Source organism: Pseudomonas rustica (genome assembly GCF_049959085.1).
GTDB lineage: Bacteria > Pseudomonadota > Gammaproteobacteria > Pseudomonadales > Pseudomonadaceae > Aquipseudomonas > Aquipseudomonas rustica.
In genome coordinates this window covers 4,174,224-4,193,444 of the sequence record NZ_CP188200.1, presented here as the reverse complement: position 1 = coordinate 4,193,444, position 19,221 = coordinate 4,174,224, and the positions used below count along the sequence as shown (strand labels likewise).

Annotated in this window: 23 protein-coding genes; 11 read left to right on the top strand and 12 right to left on the bottom strand. The window is 58.9% G+C overall.

The window, feature by feature from the left end; genetic code table 11:
- Nucleotides 1–92 precede the first annotated feature (92 nt).
- On the bottom strand, nucleotides 93–737 hold the full coding sequence (locus tag ACP3TY_RS19035) for a glutathione binding-like protein (RefSeq protein WP_053117786.1): 645 nt from the start codon (nucleotides 735–737) through the stop codon (nucleotides 93–95).
- Between the two features lie 147 nt (nucleotides 738–884).
- Between ACP3TY_RS19035 and ACP3TY_RS19030 the strand changes: the two genes are divergently transcribed.
- A complete protein-coding gene (locus tag ACP3TY_RS19030) occupies nucleotides 885–1,442 on the top strand; it encodes a cysteine hydrolase family protein (RefSeq protein WP_426620500.1) in 558 nt (185 codons plus the stop codon).
- A gap of 270 nt (nucleotides 1,443–1,712) precedes the next feature.
- Here the strand turns inward: ACP3TY_RS19030 and ACP3TY_RS19025 are convergent, their stop codons facing one another.
- The 4 genes from ACP3TY_RS19025 to ACP3TY_RS19010 form a co-directional block, all read right to left on the bottom strand.
- The gene (locus tag ACP3TY_RS19025) at nucleotides 1,713–1,922 is read right to left on the bottom strand and encodes an SEC-C metal-binding domain-containing protein (protein ID WP_008083915.1); all 210 of its coding nucleotides are present in this window, start codon (nucleotides 1,920–1,922) and stop codon (nucleotides 1,713–1,715) included.
- Nucleotides 1,919–2,413 carry an LEA type 2 family protein gene (locus tag ACP3TY_RS19020; protein WP_159815011.1) on the bottom strand — a complete coding sequence of 165 codons (495 nt, stop codon included), beginning with the start codon at nucleotides 2,411–2,413 and terminating at the stop codon, nucleotides 1,919–1,921. The genes ACP3TY_RS19025 and ACP3TY_RS19020 overlap by 4 nt, the downstream gene beginning before the upstream one ends.
- Nucleotides 2,414–2,532: 119 nt before the next feature.
- Nucleotides 2,533–3,009 carry a YchJ family protein gene (locus tag ACP3TY_RS19015; protein ID WP_426618212.1) on the bottom strand — a complete coding sequence of 159 codons (477 nt, stop codon included), beginning with the start codon at nucleotides 3,007–3,009 and terminating at the stop codon, nucleotides 2,533–2,535.
- Between the two features lie 4 nt (nucleotides 3,010–3,013).
- Nucleotides 3,014–3,511: a DUF6231 family protein gene (locus ACP3TY_RS19010; RefSeq protein ID WP_426618211.1), complete on the bottom strand. Its 498-nt coding sequence runs from the start codon at nucleotides 3,509–3,511 to the stop codon at nucleotides 3,014–3,016.
- 199 nt (nucleotides 3,512–3,710) lie between these two features.
- Here ACP3TY_RS19010 and ACP3TY_RS19005 point away from each other — a divergent pair, with 199 nt between their 5' ends.
- From ACP3TY_RS19005 to ACP3TY_RS18990, 4 genes are all read left to right on the top strand, one after another.
- Nucleotides 3,711–4,406, top strand: coding sequence for an OmpA family protein (locus ACP3TY_RS19005; protein ID WP_053117794.1), 696 nt, complete (start codon nucleotides 3,711–3,713; stop codon nucleotides 4,404–4,406).
- Nucleotides 4,407–4,494: 88 nt separating this feature from the next.
- Complete coding sequence (locus ACP3TY_RS19000; RefSeq protein WP_426618210.1) at nucleotides 4,495–5,217, top strand: OmpA family protein; 723 nt, start codon at nucleotides 4,495–4,497, stop codon at nucleotides 5,215–5,217.
- Between the two features lie 162 nt (nucleotides 5,218–5,379).
- Complete coding sequence (locus tag ACP3TY_RS18995) at nucleotides 5,380–5,661, top strand: DUF1145 domain-containing protein (protein WP_053117797.1); 282 nt, start codon at nucleotides 5,380–5,382, stop codon at nucleotides 5,659–5,661.
- The gene (locus ACP3TY_RS18990; RefSeq protein ID WP_282354794.1) at nucleotides 5,654–6,412 is read left to right on the top strand and encodes a collagen-like triple helix repeat-containing protein; all 759 of its coding nucleotides are present in this window, start codon (nucleotides 5,654–5,656) and stop codon (nucleotides 6,410–6,412) included. Before ACP3TY_RS18995 ends, ACP3TY_RS18990 begins: the two co-directional genes overlap by 8 nt.
- Before the next feature lie 338 nt (nucleotides 6,413–6,750).
- Here ACP3TY_RS18990 and ACP3TY_RS18985 read toward each other — a convergent pair whose 3' ends face one another.
- Complete coding sequence (locus ACP3TY_RS18985; RefSeq protein WP_426618209.1) at nucleotides 6,751–7,215, bottom strand: CopD family protein; 465 nt, start codon at nucleotides 7,213–7,215, stop codon at nucleotides 6,751–6,753.
- A 99-nt stretch (nucleotides 7,216–7,314) separates the two neighbouring features.
- Between ACP3TY_RS18985 and dinG the strand changes: the two genes are divergently transcribed.
- The 5 genes from dinG to pdxH all read left to right on the top strand — a co-directional run bounded on the left by dinG (nucleotide 7,315) and on the right by pdxH (nucleotide 15,251).
- Entirely contained in the window at nucleotides 7,315–9,459 is a 2,145-nt protein-coding gene (gene dinG, locus ACP3TY_RS18980) for an ATP-dependent DNA helicase DinG (protein ID WP_008085357.1), read from the top strand.
- A 95-nt stretch (nucleotides 9,460–9,554) separates the two neighbouring features.
- Nucleotides 9,555–12,026 (top strand): beta-galactosidase, encoded by a 2,472-nt coding sequence (locus ACP3TY_RS18975; RefSeq protein ID WP_426618208.1) that lies wholly within the window; start codon nucleotides 9,555–9,557, stop codon nucleotides 12,024–12,026.
- A gap of 191 nt (nucleotides 12,027–12,217) precedes the next feature.
- Nucleotides 12,218–13,363 carry a serine hydrolase domain-containing protein gene (locus tag ACP3TY_RS18970; RefSeq protein WP_426618207.1) on the top strand — a complete coding sequence of 382 codons (1,146 nt, stop codon included), beginning with the start codon at nucleotides 12,218–12,220 and terminating at the stop codon, nucleotides 13,361–13,363.
- Nucleotides 13,364–13,476: 113 nt separating this feature from the next.
- On the top strand, nucleotides 13,477–14,580 hold the full coding sequence (locus ACP3TY_RS18965; protein ID WP_426618206.1) for an OmpA family protein: 1,104 nt from the start codon (nucleotides 13,477–13,479) through the stop codon (nucleotides 14,578–14,580).
- Between the two features lie 23 nt (nucleotides 14,581–14,603).
- Complete coding sequence (gene pdxH, locus ACP3TY_RS18960) at nucleotides 14,604–15,251, top strand: pyridoxamine 5'-phosphate oxidase (protein ID WP_426618205.1); 648 nt, start codon at nucleotides 14,604–14,606, stop codon at nucleotides 15,249–15,251.
- A 5-nt stretch (nucleotides 15,252–15,256) separates the two neighbouring features.
- Here the strand turns inward: pdxH and ACP3TY_RS18955 are convergent, their stop codons facing one another.
- A complete protein-coding gene (locus ACP3TY_RS18955) occupies nucleotides 15,257–15,493 on the bottom strand; it encodes a hypothetical protein (protein WP_426618204.1) in 237 nt (78 codons plus the stop codon).
- Nucleotides 15,494–15,670: 177 nt separating this feature from the next.
- On the opposite strand from ACP3TY_RS18955, the gene ACP3TY_RS18950 reads away from it, so the two are divergent.
- Nucleotides 15,671–16,135, top strand: a complete 465-nt coding sequence (locus ACP3TY_RS18950; RefSeq protein ID WP_007918566.1) for a glycine zipper 2TM domain-containing protein — start codon at nucleotides 15,671–15,673, stop codon at nucleotides 16,133–16,135.
- Nucleotides 16,136–16,211: 76 nt separating this feature from the next.
- Here the strand turns inward: ACP3TY_RS18950 and ACP3TY_RS18945 are convergent, their stop codons facing one another.
- The 5 genes from ACP3TY_RS18945 to ACP3TY_RS18925 form a co-directional block, all read right to left on the bottom strand.
- The gene (locus ACP3TY_RS18945; protein ID WP_426620498.1) at nucleotides 16,212–16,460 is read right to left on the bottom strand and encodes a pyocin S6 family toxin immunity protein; all 249 of its coding nucleotides are present in this window, start codon (nucleotides 16,458–16,460) and stop codon (nucleotides 16,212–16,214) included.
- Nucleotides 16,461–16,485: 25 nt separating this feature from the next.
- Nucleotides 16,486–16,731: a colicin E3-like toxin immunity protein gene (locus ACP3TY_RS18940; RefSeq protein ID WP_159815728.1), complete on the bottom strand. Its 246-nt coding sequence runs from the start codon at nucleotides 16,729–16,731 to the stop codon at nucleotides 16,486–16,488.
- A gap of 7 nt (nucleotides 16,732–16,738) precedes the next feature.
- Complete coding sequence (locus ACP3TY_RS18935; RefSeq protein WP_426618203.1) at nucleotides 16,739–17,962, bottom strand: colicin E3/pyocin S6 family cytotoxin; 1,224 nt, start codon at nucleotides 17,960–17,962, stop codon at nucleotides 16,739–16,741.
- A 185-nt stretch (nucleotides 17,963–18,147) separates the two neighbouring features.
- The gene (locus ACP3TY_RS18930; RefSeq protein ID WP_282354755.1) at nucleotides 18,148–18,888 is read right to left on the bottom strand and encodes a zeta toxin family protein; all 741 of its coding nucleotides are present in this window, start codon (nucleotides 18,886–18,888) and stop codon (nucleotides 18,148–18,150) included.
- A complete protein-coding gene (locus ACP3TY_RS18925; RefSeq protein ID WP_159815725.1) occupies nucleotides 18,885–19,154 on the bottom strand; it encodes a hypothetical protein in 270 nt (89 codons plus the stop codon). Before ACP3TY_RS18925 ends, ACP3TY_RS18930 begins: the two co-directional genes overlap by 4 nt.
- Nucleotides 19,155–19,221 lie beyond the last annotated feature (67 nt).

Sequence of the window (19,221 nt, the reverse complement as noted above, 5' to 3'; positions counted from 1 at the left end):
CGAATGGAAAAGATCGCAGCCTGCGGCAGCTCCTACATAAGCATTCATTCCCATGTGGGAGCTGCCGAAGGCTGCGATCTTTTGATCTTCAATCAGGATTTCGGTGGATTGATCTTCTGCACCAGCGCATACGCCTTCACCGTCGCCGGGCGATCCTTGATGTGGTTGAACCAGCGCTGCACATGCGGGAAGTCTTCAAGGTTCTGGCTCTGCCATTTGTGCGAGACGATCCACGGATAAATCGCCATGTCGGCAATGCTGTATTCACTGCCAGCAACAAACTCGTTATCCGCCAATTGCTTGTTCAACACGCCATACAACCGCGCCGTTTCATCAATGTAGCGCTTGATCGCGTAAGGAATTTTCTCCGGCGCAAACTGGCTGAAGTGATGATTCTGCCCGGCCATCGGCCCCAAACCGCCCATCTGCCAGAACAGCCATTGCAACGCGGTTTGCCGCCCGCGCAGATCCTTGGGCAGGAACTGGCCGGTTTTTTCCGCGAGATACAGAAGAATCGCCCCGGATTCAAACACCGACAACGGCTCGCCGCCATCAACCGGCTGATGATCGACGATCGCCGGGATGCGGTTGTTCGGGGAAATTTTCAGAAAGTGGGGCTGGAACTGCTCACCCTGACTGATATTGATCGGGTGAACCTTGTAGGGCAGGCCGGCTTCTTCGAGGAACAGGGAAATCTTGTGGCCGTTGGGGGTGGTCCAGTAATACAGGTCGATCATGGAAAGCTCCAAATCAGAAAATGGCTTACGTGCGGACAGCAAACGCCAGCGTCAGGTGATCCCGTGTGCGTTCGATAGCTTGCCTGTTATCAGGAGGTGATGCTGAACTGCGCAGAATTCAATGACCCGCCCGTGAGAAAAATCGCCATGGAGCTTCAGGCCAACGCAGCACTGATCATCATCGACCAGCAAAAAGGCATCCTGCAGCCACGTTTGGGGCGACGGAATAATCCTCAGGCGGAAGACAGGATTTTTGAACTGCTGGGGTTTTGGCGGCGCAGCGGGCGGCCGGTGATTCATGTGCAGCATCTGTCGCGCGAACCTGACTCGGTGTTCTGGCCTGAGCAGGAGGGCGTGGAGTTTCAGCAACGGTTCTTGCCGCAGGACGCTGAATGGCTGATTCAGAAACAAGTGCCGGATGCGTTTTGTGCCAGCGGACTGGCGGCGCGTTTGCGTGAGGCGGGGGTTGGGCAGTTGGTCATTGTTGGCGTGGCGACGAATAACTCGGTGGAATCGACGGCGCGTTCGGCGGGGAATCTGGGGTTTGATACGTGGGTGGCAGAGGATGCGTGCTTTACCTTCGACAAGGCCGATTATTTCGGCACGTTGCGGACGGCTGAAGAGGTGCACGGGATGTCGTTGGGGAATTTGCAGGGGGAGTATGCGACGGTGGTGAGTGCGGCGCAGGTATTGGCGGCGGGCTGAAATCTGTAGTGAATGTGCGGGCCTCTTCGCGAGCAGGCTCGCTCCCACAATTAATGGCGTTCCAGCAGAAAGAACGCGGTCAACTGTAGGAGTGAGCCTGCTCGCGATAGCAGTTTGTCAGGTAACAAATTCATCAACTGACACACCGCAATCGCGAGCAGGCTCACTCTTACAATAAATGCATTCCAACTGAAGGAACGCGGTCAACTGTGGGAGCGGGCTTGCTCGCGAAGGCTTCAGATCAGGCGAAGAAGCTCTCCGCCCAGAGCATCACGCCCCGTGGCACTTCTTGAATTTCTTGCCGTTGCCGCATGGGCACGGGTCGTTGCGGCCGACGTCTTTCAGGGCGTTGCGCACCGGTTCCTGGTGGGCGTGGCCGCAGTTCGGGCCGTGTACGTGACCGTGGTCATGATCGTGATGATGGTCATGATCATGATCGTGGTTGCAGTCAGGGCCATGGACATGAGGTTGCTGAGTCATCGGTGTTGCTCCGGAATAAAATCGGCGGGGATTATCACGCCATTGCGCTCAAGGTGCACGTAGTGGGCGATGAATAAACCGGTTTCCATTTCACCCTGCAATCGATAAGGAATCTGCTGGTCGGGTTTTTTCAGCAGTTTCACCACGTCTTTGACCTTCGGCCACAGGTTGGTGCGGATCGGCACCTTGAAGTACGCGCTGTGCTTCGGCCCGACGGTGAACCAGTGTTCATGCTCGCCTTCAGCCAAGAGCATATCGCCCAGATGAATGCGGTATTCGAGGCCGCGCACGGTCAGGTCGCTGTCGTTGGGATTGTCGACACGGAAGTGCAGGATGAATTTCTGCTCGAGCAGTTTCGCCCGCACCACTTCGACGTTCACCAAGTGCACGGCGGGATCGACGCTGTCGTCGCTGAACCACGAGGCACAGCCGCCGAGGTTGAGGAACAGCGTGAGGATCAAGAATTGGAATGTGCGCCGACGACCGAGCATGGTTTAACTCCCTTTGGTGCCAGTCTAGACGCTAAAAGATCGCAGCCTGCGGCAGCTCCTACAGGAGATCGCGTCCCCCGTAGGAGATGGCGAAGGCTGCGATCTTTTGATCTTCAACCTCAAGCGCCGAAATACCCCGCGCAGCACTTCTTGAACTTCTGCCCGCTGGCGCATGGGCAACTGTCATTGCGCCCCAGTTTCAATTGCACTGTCGGGTCGATGAAAAACCAGCGCCCGGCGTTCTGCACAAACGAGGAACGCTCGCGATGGCTGTGCTCACCCTGATCGTCGTGCCAGCGCGCAGTGAAGGTCACAAACGCATGTTCCGGCTGCCCACCAAAGACTTCCGAGCTCTCGACTTCCAGGCCGAGCCAGGTGCTCTGCGCGCTCCAGTTGCTGATCGACTGCCGATCCAGACCCGCTTGCTGAGCGGGCAGGGTGGTCGCCACCAGATAGTCGATCAGGCCCAGCACATAAGCGCTGTAGCGCGAACGCATCAAGGCTTCGGCACAGGGCGCCGGCAGGCCGTCGTGATAATGGCCGCAGCAGGCATCCAGCAGGTTGCCGCTGCCGCACGGGCAAATGGCTGTACTCATTGCATTACCACCAGTATTTCCCGAAATTTTCCGGATTGGCCCAGAACCGCGCGTTGAGCCAGTCGGGGACTTGTTTGTAGTCAAGCAGATCGTAGGTGAACAGGGTCAACACTTGATCGTCGCGCTGAAAACGTTCGGTGGCTTGCAGGGCCAGCGAATAGAAATCGGTTTCCTGCCAGCCGCAAGCCGACAGATCTGCCAGCACCGCGATGCGGCTGGCATTTAAATTTCGAATCCCGCCCAACAGATTCAGGCCGTCGCGCTTGGGCAAATGTTCCAGGCAATCGACCACCAGCGCCAGATCAAAACGCTGCGCAGCCAGTTCGGCGGGCAAAGCACCGGGGGCGGCGTGGGCGACAACGGAATCCGGGTGCGCCTCCTTGAAAGCAGTCAGGGCCGGGAATTCGCTGGCGCCGATCAACAGCAAACGCGCCGGCGCGTAGCGATCCAGCAATGCGGCCAACGCCTGTTGCGGCGTGCGGGAAGAAATGGCGACGTTCATCGAAGCTCCTCAATCAGACCGCCAAGACTAGCCTGCCTGATCACGCCCGCAAAGAGCCCTGTCCCGCGACTTTGCGGCAATTGCGGCGAAGTCCTGTGAACACGGTCGCAAACAGCAGTGGCCTATTGCTGGCGGAGATTAAAACTCCGGTCTTTACTCCCTGAATCGGTTTCAAGCCGATCCCTCAGGAGAAAACCAGATGAGCATAGTGCGGACAGCATTACCTTTGATTCTGCTAACCAGTGTGTTGACGGGTTGCGCAGGTTTGCAGAAAACCGACTGGCCGACCTGTGCGGCGGTCGGTGGTGTCGTCGGGGCCGGTCTTGGCGCGACGGAAAGTTCGGCGTGGGCGGGCTACGGCGCGCTGATCGTAGGCGGTACGGCAGCGGCGTATTGCTGGGTACATGGTGATGGCGACGAAGACGGCGATGGTGTGCCGGACAGCCGCGACAAGTGCCCGGGCACTCCAAAAGGCGTGCAGGTCGATGCTGACGGCTGCCCACCACCGGCTCCAGCCCCCGTGGTTGAAGAAGCGGTAGTGGTCAAAGAAGAAACCATCGTTATTCGTGATGTGCACTTCCAGTTCGACAAAGCCACACTGACCAGCCCTGACAAACAGGTGCTCGATAAAGTCGCGACGCGCCTGAAACAGGAATCCTCGACTGCACAACTGACCGTCACGGGTCACACCGATAGCGTGGGCAGCGATGCCTACAACAAAAAACTGTCGGATCGCCGTGCGCACTCGGTGGTGGAGTACCTGATCCAGCAGGGCGTGCCACGTGCCAGCTTCGTTTCGGTGTCGGGTCTGGGTGAAAGCCAGCCGGTCGCTGACAACAAAACGGCAGACGGTCGCGCGCAAAACCGTCGCACCGAAATCAAAATCCAACGCTAGCCCCCTCGCATCCGCGGCTTGTGCAGTCGCGGATGCGGGTCTTTACTCCTGTGTAACCGGTATGGGCCGGTGACACAGGAGCTTTCAAATGAGTGTTTTCTCAAGGTCCGTCTTGCCGGTTCTGCTGCTAGGCAGTTTGCTCACCGGTTGCGCCACGCACAGCGATGGCACTGCACCCCTCAATCAACGTACGTGGCCGGTCTGCAGCCTTCTTGGCGGCTTGGTCGGTGGCGGTCTTGGCGCCATTGAAAGTGGCGGCTGGGCCGGTGGCGGCGCAGCGCTGGGGATTCTTGCCGGCGGACTGATCTGTTACGCCCAGGATGGCGATGAAGACGACGATGGCGTGTTCGACCGCCGCGACCGTTGCCCCGATACGCCGGCCAATACCCCGGTCGATCACCGTGGCTGCCCGTTGCCGCAATATCCGGTCACCGAAAAAACACCGGAGCCTGTGCCGCAAACGGAAGTCATCACCCTCAGCGATGCCGGCGATGTCTTGTTCGATTTCGACAAGTCTGATCTGACGCCTTCGGCCAAAGCCCAGCTCGATACGCTGATGGACAAACTGCGTAATGCCGACGTGGTGAGCATCAAGGTCATCGGTCATACCGACAGCAAAGGTTCGGACGCTTACAACCAGGCGCTGTCGGAACGTCGCGCCAGCAGTGTCGCCTCCTATTTGCTGAGTCAGGGTCTGTCGCCGAATAAACTCACCAGTGAAGGACGTGGCGAGAGTGAACCGGTGGCTGACAACGCAACCGATGAGGGCCGCGCGAAAAACCGTCGCGTGGAATTGCACCTCAATCGTTAGGACGCGTCTGTAGGGCGCAGGCTAGAGCCGCCGGGCTTCGATCATCGTTGACCCGGCGGCCATTTGGCGACTTGTCTGGATTTTTTCTTTTCCCCTCTGGCTTATCCCCCGCAGAAGCCGTTACTGTGCGTCCAAAGAATAATTCGCAACACGGGGGAGCGTATGAAAGTGTTCTGGGGGCTGGGGCGGTTGTTGACCCTGCTGTTCTGCTGCGTGGTGCTGGCCAATCAACTGGTGCCATTCGTTCATCCGCTGCACCTGCTGGTCAATCTGGCTGGCGGTCTGTTGTTGCTGATCCACGTGCTCGAAGTGCTGCTGTGCAATCGCAGCCTCAAGGGGCGTCCGCACCCTTGGCGTGACCGTGGCCGCATCCTGTTGTTCGGCGTATTCCACCTGCAAACCATCCCGGCCCCGGCCGCTCCGGAGGCTTCTTCCCATGCGTAAACTTTGCCTGCTCGCTGCATTCATCAGCCCTTTGGCCTGCGCCCAAGTGGTGACGGTTGAAACCAACTCGCTGATGCGCCTGCCCAACACCACCAGCACCTTGCAACTTGAACGTCTGGACGTGGCTGATTACGGCACGTTGCTGATTCCATCGAACGTGACCGAACTGACCGTGGGCGAATTGCGTCTGGGTCATGAAGCACGCATCGCCATCGTCCCGGCCGAACAGGCGCTGGAGATGAAAGTGGCGCGCGCTGAATTGAGCGAAGGCAGCCAGATCACCGCGCGCGGTGCTCCCGGTACTTATGAAAAAGCCGCGCGCGCGGGGCGTAATCTGAATCTGCAATTCAAAGCGTTGAACGCGCCGCAACTGTTGGTTGATGCCCGTGGTGGCACCGGTGCGCCGGGGTTTGTCGGTCTGGATGGCGGCAACGGTGAGGATCCGGGCTGCACTTATGGTTCGGCCGGGCATGGTTTTGATGGCAGTGACGGCGCCGACGGCCAGCCGGGTGCACCGGGTGCGCTGGTGCGGCTGGAGGTGCCGCGCGAGTTTCCGGCTGAGCTGATCAAGGTCAATGTGACCGGTGGCAACGGTGGCCCGGCGGGTGTCGGCGGCAAGGCAGGCAAGGGCGGCAAGTCCAAGGGCTGCCTGGTGTATCGCGCCGATGGCGGCAAGAACGGCAAGGCCGGGGCGGATGGACAGCCTGGGCCAGTGGGTGCGGCGGGGGCTGTGACTGTTCAGCGCCTGTAAAAGCAGACCCTCACCCCAGCCCTCTCCCGGCGGGAGAGGGGGCTGACCGAGATGACTCACGCTATCCATCGACCTGAAAAACCGAGTCGATTATGGATTCAACGCCAATCTTTCAAGTCGGCGTAGCTCTTCAATATCCCCCATTCAGTTCCCTCTCCCCCCGGGAGAGGGCTAGGGTGAGGGGCTTTTGAGCTAATCCCCCGACCTGAAGGATCGAGTCGATTATGGATTCAGAACAGATATCTCAAGTCGGCGTACCCCTCAAATATCCCCCATTCAGTCCCCTCTCCCTCCGGGAGAGGGCTAGGGTGAGGGGCTTTTGATCTGATCCCCGATCTTCAAATCATCGGCCTCGCCGCCGCTATCGCCACCAGCACCAACCCGACAATCAAATTAATCCCCACCACCCGCCGAATCCGCCCCAACACCGCCGCACCCGTCGGCCAGTCCTTCGCATCCACCGCCGTGCGCAATTCCGGCAGCATCAGCCCCTGAATGCGGATAAACAGCGCCGTCATCACCACGTACAACCCGATCATCACCTGCACATATTTCGGCGCGGTTTCAAACCCGACCTGCTGCAGATGCAACATGCCCACACCGCTAATCGGCAACAGGATCACCGCGACCCACACCCAGCGGAAAAAACCTTGAAACACTTCCACCCACAAGGTCAGCCGGGCGGGGCCGTCGAGGGCCTTCACGGCCGCAGGGCGCAAGACCATCCAGGCGAAAAACATGCCGCCGACCCACACCAGGGCGGACAGGACATGCAGGGGGTAGACGAGGCTAAAAAGTGTCATTGGGTTACTCCGTTCTGCGCAGGATCGATTCGCGGGGTATGATAGCCGCCGATCCAAACCACTGAAAATTTATCCAGCGTTTTTTGCGCCCGACACTCAATGATCAGCACTGAACTCAAAACCACGATCCAGGGCGCCTACTCGCGTTTTCTTGAAGCCAAGAGCCTCAAGCCGCGTTACGGCCAGCGCCTGATGATCGCTGAAATCGCCAAAGTCCTCGGGGATATCGACACCGACGACGAAGGCCGGCGCAGTGGCGACCCCGCAATTGTTGCGGTGGAAGCCGGCACCGGTACCGGCAAGACCGTGGCTTACAGCATGGCGGCGATCCCCACCGCGAAAGCCGCCGGCAAGCGTCTGGTCATCGCCACGGCGACCGTCGCGCTGCAAGAGCAGATCGTCTACAAGGATTTGCCCGACCTGATGCGCAACAGCGGGCTGAATTTCACTTTCGCCCTGGCCAAGGGCCGTGGCCGCTACATGTGCCTGTCCAAACTCGACATGCTCTTGCAGGAAGGCCACGCGCAAACCGCCACTGCCCAGCTGTTCGAAGAAGAAGGCTTCAAGATCGAGGTCGACGAGGCCAGTCAGAAGCTGTTCACCAGTATGATCGAGAAACTCGCCGGCAATAAATGGGACGGCGACCGCGACAGCTGGCCGAATGCGCTGGAAGACGCCGATTGGGCGCGTCTGACCACCGATCACAGTCAGTGCACCAACCGTCATTGCCCGAACTTCGGCCAGTGCGCCTTCTACAAGGCCCGCGAAGGCATGGGCAAGGTCGACGTGATCGTCACCAACCACGACATGGTGCTGGCTGACTTGGCCTTGGGCGGCGGCGCGGTGCTTCCCGATCCGCGTGACACCATTTACGTGTTCGACGAAGGTCACCACCTGCCGGACAAGGCCATCGGCCACTTCGCCCACTACACGCGTCTGCGTTCCACCGCCGACTGGCTGGAAACCACCGCCAAGAACCTCACCAAACTGCTCGCCCAGCATCCGCTGCCGGGCGATCTCGGCAAGTTGATCGAGCAAGTGCCGGAGCTGGCACGGGAGATCAAGGCGCAGCAGCAGTTCATGTTCAGCGCCTGCGAACAGGTCGCCGATTTCAAACCCGGCGAAGACGTCGAGGGCCGTGAGCGCCCGCGTCATCGGTTCGTCGCCGGGGTGATTCCCGAGCACATGCGCGAAATGGGCATCGAGCTGAAGAAAGGCTTCTCGCGTCTCAACGATCTGTTCACCCGTCTGACCGACCTGCTCAAGGAAGGCATGGACGGTGAGGTCAACATCGGCATCGCCAGCAATCAGGCGGAAGAGTGGTATCCGCTGTTCGGCAGCCTGCTGTCCCGTGCCTCCGGCAACTGGGAGTTGTGGACAGCCTTCACCGCCGAAGACCCGGAAGACAGCCCGCCGATGGCGCGTTGGCTTACCCTGGCCGAAAGCGGTTCGCTGTTCGACATCGAGGTCAACGCCAGCCCGATTCTGGCCGCTGAAACCTTGCGCCGCAGCCTGTGGAACGTCGCCTACGGTTGCTTGGTAACGTCGGCAACCCTGACCGCACTGGGCACCTTCGACCGCTTCCGCATGCGTGCCGGTCTGCCGAAAAAAGCCGTCACCGCCGTGGTGCCGAGCCCGTTCCATCACGCTGATGCCGGCGTGCTGCGAGTGCCGGATCTGAAAGCCGATCCGCGCGATGCTCCCGCGCACACCGCCGCGATCATTCGTGATCTGCCGGATCTGGTCGAAGGCTCGCGCGGCACGCTGGTGCTGTTCTCTTCGCGCAAACAGATGCAGGACGTATTCGACGGCCTCGACCGCGACTGGCGCAAGCAAGTGTTCATTCAAGGCAACCTGTCGAAACAGGAAACCCTGAACAAGCACAAGGCGCGCGTCGATGGCGGTGATTCCAGCGTGCTGTTCGGTCTCGCCAGTTTTGCCGAAGGCGTCGACTTGCCGGGTGCCTACTGCGAGCACGTGGTCATCGCCAAGATTCCGTTCTCGGTGCCGGACGATCCGGTCGAAGCGGCGCTGTCGGAATGGATCGAAGCCCGTGGCGGCAATCCGTTCATGGAAATCTCGGTGCCCGACGCCTCGCTGAAACTGGTTCAGGCCTGCGGTCGTCTGCTGCGTACCGAAGAAGATCGCGGCACCATCACCTTGCTGGATCGGCGCCTGGTCACCCAGCGCTACGGCAAGGCGATCCTCAATGCGTTGCCGCCCTTCCGTCGTGAAATATCCTGAGACATCGGTGGGCAGTTTTGCCCGCCGTGTTGTCTATCTCTCTGCCATCGCTTTTCCATTGGCCATTATTGGTCGTTAGGGAGAACTCCGTTCTTATGATCCGCCGTTCGCTGCCTGCCGTTTTCGCCTTGATCTTCGCTGCGCCTTTGATGGCAGCGCCTGCCGGTCAGCAGACCCTGTTCAACTTTGTCCGCCCGGCGGATGTGGTCAAAGTCACCACTGAAAACGCCGATCTGCCTCAAGCCAATGCCGAGCAGACCGCAGAAGGCGAAGTGCTGCGCCGGGTGACGTTCAACCCGGTGGCCCGTCCGACCCTGCGTCTGACCCCGCAGACCGGTGCCTGGGACTGGTCGCAGTCGGGCATGATGAGCCTGCGTCTGCAGAGCGCGATGAACTGGGCCGTGACGGTCTATGTGCAAATCCAGAGCAATGACGGCCGCACACTGGTCAGCCGCGTCGACCTGCCGGCCGGCCCTGCGCAGACCTTGCTGGTGCCGCTGGTGGCGTCGACGCCGCTGAGCCAGGGCATGAAAGCCGGGCCGCCGATGCCGATGACCGTCGACGGTCAGCGTATTTTGCTGGCCGCGAGCAGCGGTGAGATTGATCGCAGCCAAGTGGTATCGGTGAGCCTGTCGATGGATCAGCCGAAAGTCGCGCAGAGCTTGCTGCTTGAGCGTTTCGGCGTGCAGGACGGCGAGTCGGTCAGCCAAGCGGTGTACGGCAATCTGGTCGACGCTTACGGGCAATCGACGCGCAGCAAATGGCCGGAAAAAATCGCCAGCGACGAACAACTGAAATCCGCCGCCGCCAAGGAACAGCAACAGCTGAAAACCTGGCTGGCCGAGCGCGAGAAGTCCTCGCTGGACAAGTTTGGTGGCTGGAACAAAGGCCCGGCGTTCAAGGCCAGCGGCTTCTTCCGCACCGAAAAACGTGACGGCCGCTGGTATCTGGTCACGCCTGAGGGGCATCCGTTCTACTCCCTCGGCGTCAATACCGTCAGCCCCGACGTCAGCCAGACGTACGTGACAGGTCGCGAGTTCATGTTCGAATCCTTGCCGAAACCGGATGAGCCGTTGGCCAGTCACTTTGGTGAAGGCGACAACCGTGGCGGCAATGGTGTTGATCAAGGTCGAGGCTACGCCAACGGCCGCTGGTACGATTTCTACGGCGCCAACTTGCAGCGTGTGTACGGCGAACCGTGCAAAGCGGACAGCGAAGGCAAATCCGGGGTCGCTGAAGCGGCGAAGGCTGAAGCCACTGAAACCGCCGCCGCCAAAGCCGCAGAACCTGCCGCTGTACCGGCAGAGCCGAAGTCAGGCGTCGCCGAAGCGGCCAAGACTGAAACCGTGCAAGTGGCCACGGAAAAGGCTGCCGCGCCGTGCAAAGCAACTATTGATGAGCAACAGTGGGCCAACCACACGCTCGATCGCCTGCAAGCCTGGGGCTTCAACACGGTCGGCAACTGGAGTGCCGATTCGCTGAGTGACGCCGAGCGCGTGCCGTACACCTTGCCGCTGTCGATCGTCGGCGATTACACCAGCATCAGCACCGGCAGCGACTGGTGGGGCGGCATGCCCGATCCGTTCGACCCGCGTTTCGCCATGGCCACCGAGCGTGCCGTGGCCATCGCTGCTCGCGATCACCGCGACGATCCATGGTTGATCGGCTATTACGCCGACAACGAACTGGCCTGGGCCGGCCCGGGCGACGATGCGAAATCCCGTTACGCGCTGGCCTACGGTACGTTGAAAATGACCACCGACGTGCCGGCCAAACGTGCGTTTCTCAAGCAATTGCGCGACAAGTATCGCAATCAGGCGGGCCTGTCGAAGGCGTGGGGCATTGATCTGCCGGCGTGGGAATTGATGGAAGACCCGGGGTTCGTGCCGCCGCTGCCGAACCCCGAGCACCCGGAAATCGAGGCCGACTTCAAATATTTCCAGAAAGTCTTCGCCGACACCTACTTCAAGACCATCTCCGATTCGCTGAAATGGCACGCGCCCAACCAGATGCTGTTGGGCGGTCGCTTCGCCACCAGCACGCCGGAAGCCGTGGCGTCCTGCGCGCAGTATTGCGATGTGCTGAGCTTCAACATGTACACGCTCAAGCCGCAGGATGGCTATGACTTTGCTGCGCTGGGGGCGTTGGACAAACCGGTGCTGATCACCGAATTCAACTTTGGCTCGGCCGATCGTGGCCCGTTCTGGGGTGGCGTGACGCAACTGAGCAAGGAAGAAGATCGCGGGCCGGCATATGCCAATTTCCTCAAACAGGCGCTGAGTGAACCGTCGATCGTCGGCGTGCACTGGTTCCAGTATCTGGATCAACCGGTGACGGGGCGTCTGCTCGATGGCGAGAATGGTCACTTTGGTCTGGTGGGCGTGACGGATCTGCCGTATCAGGGCTTTGTCGAAACCGTGCGCAAGAGCAATTTGCAGGCGATGGATCAGTTGGGTCAGCAGGCGCAGAAAGCGCCGGTGCATGAAGCGGAAGGCGGCCGCAAAGGCGAGGCCGGCAAAGGCGCGGGGGCAGGGCATGCGGGTGGGCATTCGGGGAATGGTCATTAAGGTTTGAAACGCTAAAAGATCGCAGCCTGCGGCAGCTCCTACAAAGGAACGCAATCCCATGTAGGAGCTGCCGCAGGCTGCGATCTTTTGATTTGGCTTTTTAACCGTCTAGCCCGCAGCTGTTCCCAAATCCCTCAAGGGCTGGAACAATGCGGGCCACTTTGTAGAGCGTTTTCGCGGGGGAGTTGCGGGTGCAGATTCAGGGACATTACGAGCTTCAATTCGAAGCGGTGCGCGATGCTTTCGCCGCACTGTTCGACGATCCCCAGGAACGCGGCGCAGCCCTGTGCATTCAGGTCGGTGGAGAAACCGTCCTCGACCTCTGGTCAGGTACCGCCGACAAGGACGGCGCCGAAGCCTGGCACAGCGACACCATCGCCAACCTGTTCTCCTGCACCAAAACCTTCACTGCCGTCACCGCGCTGCAACTGGTCGCCGAAGGCAAGTTGCAACTCGATGTGCCGGTCGCCCGCTACTGGCCGGAATTTGCCGCCGCCGGCAAAGAATCCATCACCCTGCGCCAATTGCTTTGCCACCAGGCCGGTCTGCCGGCACTGCGAGAATTGCTCGCGCCGGAAGCCCTGTACGACTGGCAAACCATGGTCGACGCCCTCGCGGCGGAAACGCCATGGTGGACGCCGGGCACTGGCCACGGTTACGCGGCAATCACTTATGGCTGGCTGATCGGCGAATTGCTGCGACGTGCCGACGGTCGCGGCCCGGGCGAATCGATTGTCGCCCGCGTGGCCAAGCCGTTGGGGCTGGATTTCCACGTGGGTCTGGCTGACGAAGAATTCCATCGCGTGGCGCATATTGCGCGCGGCAAAGGCAATCCCGGCGATGCCGCCGCGCAACGTCTGCTGCAAGTGACTATGCGTGAACCGACCGCCATGAGCACCCGCGCCTTTACCAATCCGCCGTCGGTGCTCACCAGCACCAACAAACCGGAATGGCGACGCATGCAGCAACCGGCGGCCAATGGTCACGGCAATGCGCGCAGCCTCGCCGGCTTCTATGCCGGGTTGCTCGACGGCAGCCTGCTGGAAAGCGACATGCTCGAAGAGCTGACCCGCGAACACAGCCTCGGCGAAGATAAAACCCTGCTGACCCGCACCCGTTTTGGTCTGGGCTGCATGCTCGACCAACCCGATGTGCCTAACGCCACCTACGGCCTCGGCCCACGGGCGTTCGGCCATCCGGGCGCGGGCGGATCGATCGGTTTTGCTGACCCTGAGCACGATGTCGCGTTTGGTTTTGTGACAAATACCCTTGGGCCTTACGTTTTGATGGATCCGCGCGCGCAGAAGCTCGCGCGGGTGCTTGCCACTTGTCTATAAAGCAACACCCGAGGTCTCTGCATCGGAACCTCGTGCAATTTTTCGATTCAAAGCGACAGTTTATCCGGGCGAAAGTGCTCTGATTTTTCATTACTTTATTTTGTGGATTTTCAATGTCATCTAAAAAGACCCTCGCCCTGGCCCTGTGTGTAGCGATCACCGGTTGCGCACAGACCCCAAAGAACGATGCGGAAGGCACCAGCACTTGGTGGCCGTTCGGTTCCTCCGACAAAGTCGCGGCCAAAGAGCCTGCTCCAGCCCCGTTGAAACCCGCCGCTACTGCGCCGGTTGCCAAGTCTGAAAGCAGCAACCCTTGGTACTGGCCGTTCGGTTCCGATGACGAAGCCGTCAAGGCTGACATGAAGGCCGAAGTCGCGCCTGAAGCGAAAAAACCAGTCGCCGTGGCCAAGGCTGATGCCGATTCGGGCGCTAAATGGTGGTGGCCGTTCGGCGCCAAGGACGATCAAACCCCTAAAGCCGTGCCGATGCCAGATCCGAAAGTGACCCAGGCCTGGCTCGACGATTACGAGCCGCGCCTGCGCGAAGCGGTCAAGGACAGCAACCTGCAACTCGAGCGCCGTGAAAACGTCTTGGTCGTTACCGCACCGGTAGAAGGTTCGTTCAACCCGGATCGCCCGGCCATGCTATTGCCAGTCACCCTAGGCCCGTTCACTCGCGTGGCTAAAATCCTCGAAGCCGATCCGAAAACCGCTGTGCTGGTACTCGGTCACAGCGACACCAGCGGTTCCGCGCCAGCCAACGTCAAGCTGAGCCAGGAGCGTGCACAAGCCATCGCGGCGATTTTCCGCCTCAGCGGTTTGCAGCGTGATCGTCTGATGCTGCGCGGCATGGGTTCCGAAGCACCGCGTGCGGCCAACGACAGCGTTGAAGGTCGCGCCCTGAACCGTCGCGTCGAGATGCTGGTCACTCCGCAAAACACCATGGTTGCCCTGCTGAGCAAGTACAACATGCCAGCACCGAAACCCGTCACCATGGTGGCGGCGCAAGACGTCAAGCCAGTGGCCAAACCGGTAACTCCGGCTCCGGCCGCGAAGAAAGCCGCTGTACCGGCCACCAAAAAAGCCCCGGTGAAAAAAGCCGCTGCCAAAGCGCCTGCGAAAAAAGCCCCGGCCAAGGCCCCGGCGAAGAAAACCACGCCAGCCAAAGCGTCGACCACCGACAAGAAAGTCGCGGCGACCGATACCACCAAAAAGTGATTCGCTAACGAAAGGAATGCGCCATGACCCAGGCTCTGGCAGATATGCGTCGTGATTACACCCGGGATGGTTTGTCCGAGGCGCAAGCCCCGGCTGAGCCGTTTGCGCTGTTCCACCAGTGGTTCGCCGACGCGGTGAAAACCGAGCAGGCACCGGTGGAAGCCAACGCCATGACCCTGGCCACGGTTGATGCGGACGGCCGTCCGCATTGCCGCATTCTGCTGCTCAAGGGCCTGGACGCGCAGGGCTTTACCTTCTTCACCAATTACGAAAGTGCCAAGGGCCAGCATCTGGCGGCGAATCCGTTTGCCGCCATGACGTTCTTCTGGCCGACCCTTGAGCGCCAGGTGCGCATTGAAGGGCGCGTCGTGAAGGTCACGCCTGAAGAGTCCGATGCGTATTATCAAGTGCGTCCGCTGGGCAGTCGCCTCGGTGCCTGGGCGTCGCCGCAAAGCCGGGTGATCAACGGCCGTGGTGAACTGGAAGACTTGCTCAAAGCGACTGAACAACGTTTCTCCGACAGCCAGCCAGATTGCCCGCAACACTGGGGCGGTTACCGCTTGCTGCCTGAGCGCATCGAATTCTGGCAGGGCCGTCCGAGCCGTCTGCACGATCGCCTCAACTACCGTCTGCAGACCGGCCAATGGTCTGTTGAACGTCTGGCACCTTAAGCAGTCTACCGAGCGAGATAGCTTGCCGCAGCGGCATTGAGCCACTGCGGCAGATCGCGGCGCTTGATCTTCTGCGCCCGAGCGCTCGCCAGTTGCTCGAGCATGTAGGCGCGTTTACCTTCATCCTTGCCGGCCAGCGACAGCGCCAAGTCGCGATCCATCCAGCGTTTGATCCGCACGTACAGCCACCCGTGGAAGTACAGCCCGGCGAGCGTGGTGGCGAAAATGATGAAGTAATCCATGAAAATCCTTGGGGGCGGTGGCGCAGGATCCGTAATTTGGCGCTACTGTAGGGCTCTAGAAGGAAACGTGCAGGCGTCTGTACCTCGCCTGAATGAAAGCAAATTTGTCCGGGCTGCGCCGTGACAGGCGTCAAGCAGCGGAGTTTAATGAATATATGTTCTTTTGGAGTTGATGCTATGCGTAAGTCTGTTCTGCTGGTTGCTTCCTTTTCCACGATGGCGATGTTGCTTACCGGCTGCCAATCGAGCCTGACCGGTGACTCCTACTCCCGTGACGAAGCGCGTCGCGTGCAGACGATTCGCATGGGCACCATCGAATCCCTGCGCCCGGTCAAAATCGAAGGCACCAAAACCCCGATCGGCGGCCTCGCCGGTGCAGCAGTCGGCGGCGTCGGCGGCAGCGCCATTGGCGGCGGCAAGGGCAGCATCGTTGCCGCAGTCATCGGTGCGGTGGCGGGTGGTTTGATTGGTTCGGCCACGGAAGAAGGTTTGACCCGTACTCAGGGTGTGGAAATCACCGTACGTGAAGACGACGGCAGCATGCGCGCCTACGTGCAGCAGGTTCAGGAGAACGAAGTGTTCCGTGTTGGCGAGCGGGTACGGATTTCGACTGTTGGCGGGACGAGCCGCGTTTCGCACTAAGCGAAAGCGAGTCGTTGAAGAAAACCCCGATCAGGTGACTGGTCGGGGTTTTTTATGCTTTCAGTTTGGAGAGTCACTAATCAGCACATGTGCCCATGAAGAACTCCAAGCCCCTCGGGAAACTCACCTTGAGAAGAGTTTCCAGCGCAGCTACTTGATCTTCGCTTAACAACAACTCGCCGGGCTCCAGCTCACTCAGAGGCTTGGATTCAATGAGTTGTGCGACTTTCTCATTCATCTCGCTACCGGCGATATCTAGCTCAAATTGCACTGAATTATCTTGGACTTCATCAGGAAAGAAGCCGGTGATCGAAAGGTAGCGCACACGGTCAATCAGCCTGTTTTCGCTATTAACTGTAGTCAAACGAAATTTGATAGTCGTTGGTACTCAGGGTGATTTGATGTTGAAAGTACGGCTGAATGGTAGCAACCCACTTTTCGATAACATTGAAGCTGCCATTATTGATGTTGCCCTCCACCGGAATGCCCAAGGCATTCAATACTGATTCATCATCCCCAAGATTTTTTGACGACTCTTCGCCCTGAAGTTGTAGGGTTGCTGTGTCATACCACTCCATTCTCAGTTGCAGTCCCATCTCTTCCTCACAGATATCTTTTTTTAATGCTTCTTTCTTTTCTAGGCCCTTCGCGTTGCTCACCTGTGTAGGGATCGAAGGCTCCTAAGTGAGCTCCATCGCTTTGGTACATTTCTAACTCACCATGCCTTGAGTCCCATTCGTAAATTCTCTTGCCTTTGGCATCTGTCCAGCGCTTACGAAGTCCACCTCCGCCCTGAACTGGATTCTTGTCTTTAACTTTTTTCAAGTCTGGAAACGCGGTGATTTGCTCTGTAGTTGGCGGTTTATGGTAACTATGGCCAGCAGGTGCCAAGCCTTTGCGTGCTGTGTTCAGTACAACGTATAACGGTTTTACCCCCGAACCCACCGGAAAAACCAAAATGAAATCCCGGTACTCCGGCGGATAAATCGGATTAACCAGAATCCCGTCCGCCGCTTTCGTCGGTGGATACACCCAGATATGCGGCGCTTGCGGTGCAGCCTCCAGCGCCGGAATACCGAGAATGTCGGAGCCATCCACAGCAGGCGTCCAGATCAGTTCGACGCCTTCACCCAGATCCGCAATGAATTGGCTGCCGCGCGCGGTGAACTGCACGACATCAACCATTTCCCAATCGCGATTCTTGCCGGTGTAGAAACCGTAACCTTTCAGACTGCCGTCGGCCTGTTGTTCGATTCTCAGCCGAACACGAGTTCGCGCCTGCTCAAGTCTGCGCAACTGCTCGTCGGTATACAGCGCGCTGTCGTCAAGACTCGATGGCATGAACAGCGCGACCAAACCCACCAAAGGCGCAACGGCCGCACTGGATACCACTGCGGGCAGGGCTTCAAACACCGAACCCGCCAACGCCAGACTGCCAAACCCGGCAGGAATGGCGGTTGCACCGATTTTCTTGAGCGGGACGCCGCCGCTATCATCAGCCTCACGCGCGCCCAGCAAAATCAGCTCACCGTAATCCTTCAAACTGTCAGTCGGCACCATCCCCGAAGGATTGGTGTAGTCGATGATCGCATCCGGTAATTTGCAGGACTTGGCGAATACGCAGCCGGCCCGAACGACATCGTCCTTTTTCGCCGCCACTTCCCGACCACGCTCGAACGCCTCCTGCCGGGCCAGCATGGCGTCGTAAGCATTTTGTCTGGCGTCGCGGTCAGCCAGTTCACTGGCCGTCATGTAGCGGTAGGTGACGTGATGCCCGTCGCCTTGCGGTGGGTTGGAAACCCGGGGAATGTCCTTGTTGCCAGCCACTGATCGTCCTTTCGTTCATCCATCGACAGCCCCTCGCAAGGGACTGGGCAACGTTAACGAAGCAGGAAATTTGTGGCTGTAGGACGCGTCTTCAAAGAGGTGGGGATTAGTCGCTGTATGTCAGTGAGGTACTGATCTGAAGAGGTTTAGAGCCATGAGTCCACAGAGAAGCCTGTTCTACCGACCTAAAGTAATTTGTCGAGCACGAACTCTTTGAACCAAGGTGGTTGGGTGTCTGATTTGATTTCAATCAGCTCGCCATCAGTGATCTCTGCTATTTGCGTCAAGCCTTCACTACCTTCATCCGAGTTATCGAATATATAGGCCCGGTTTGAGGTCAGGATAGCTTCAGACAAAAGCTCAAGAGAGCGCCAGTATCGCGCTTCTATTTTTTCGGGAGGAACGCTGTGTCCGCCTTGGGACACACGATAGGCAACCCTGGCAATGTTGATCTGAGGATCAGCGGTAGCGACGTAGTAAACGTAAACCCGGTAGCCAGACTGATGGGCTTCGGCGAGCAGGCTGACTTTGTCTGAGGAGGACATGACTGTTTCGAACGTGAAACTGATGCGTTCCTTGATCAGAGACCTACGTATGAAGTCGGAGAGGGCGGATGCGACATAGGAGTCGATTTCCGTATTGAAGAAGCTTAGGCGTTCGCCATCAATCGTAAGGGTATCGAGCTTTGCTAACGAACGAGGGGACTTCTTGAGTAGGGCATGCTCACGGAAGAAGTCGAAAATGCCTTCCTTGTGAGCCTCGATGCGGTAGGAGGTGAAATCAAAATAACCGGTATCTTTGATTGCCCGTTCTATGTCATCAGGATTTATGTAGTTTCCCAGCAAATGCGCGGGAACCAGTCGATTGAAAGTACTTTTTCCTGATCCGTTCGGACCCGCAAATATCCGTATTCTGGGTGTGCTCAAGAAGTGACCTGTTTTGAGGATTTGTTGATGTGCAGGCGAGTGCCGCTTTTCAGATTTCCATAGGTACCGATTGAGCGCAGTGCAACGGAAGTCTTCTCAGTCACTTCAAACAACTGGCCGTCTTTAGCGACGAGCACCACTGCGCCATTGGCGAGCGCCATCTTATAGGCGTTGTTGAAGGCCTTCAGAGCGATATCTGGAATCCGCGATTCCTGGACGGAAATCTGATCGTCCGTCATTGGGCGTTTTTCTGCTTTACGTGACATGGATGACTCCAGAAAGTCGCTGCTGAAAAGGTGCTGCGGCAACGAAAGATATAGCACACTTGCAAGG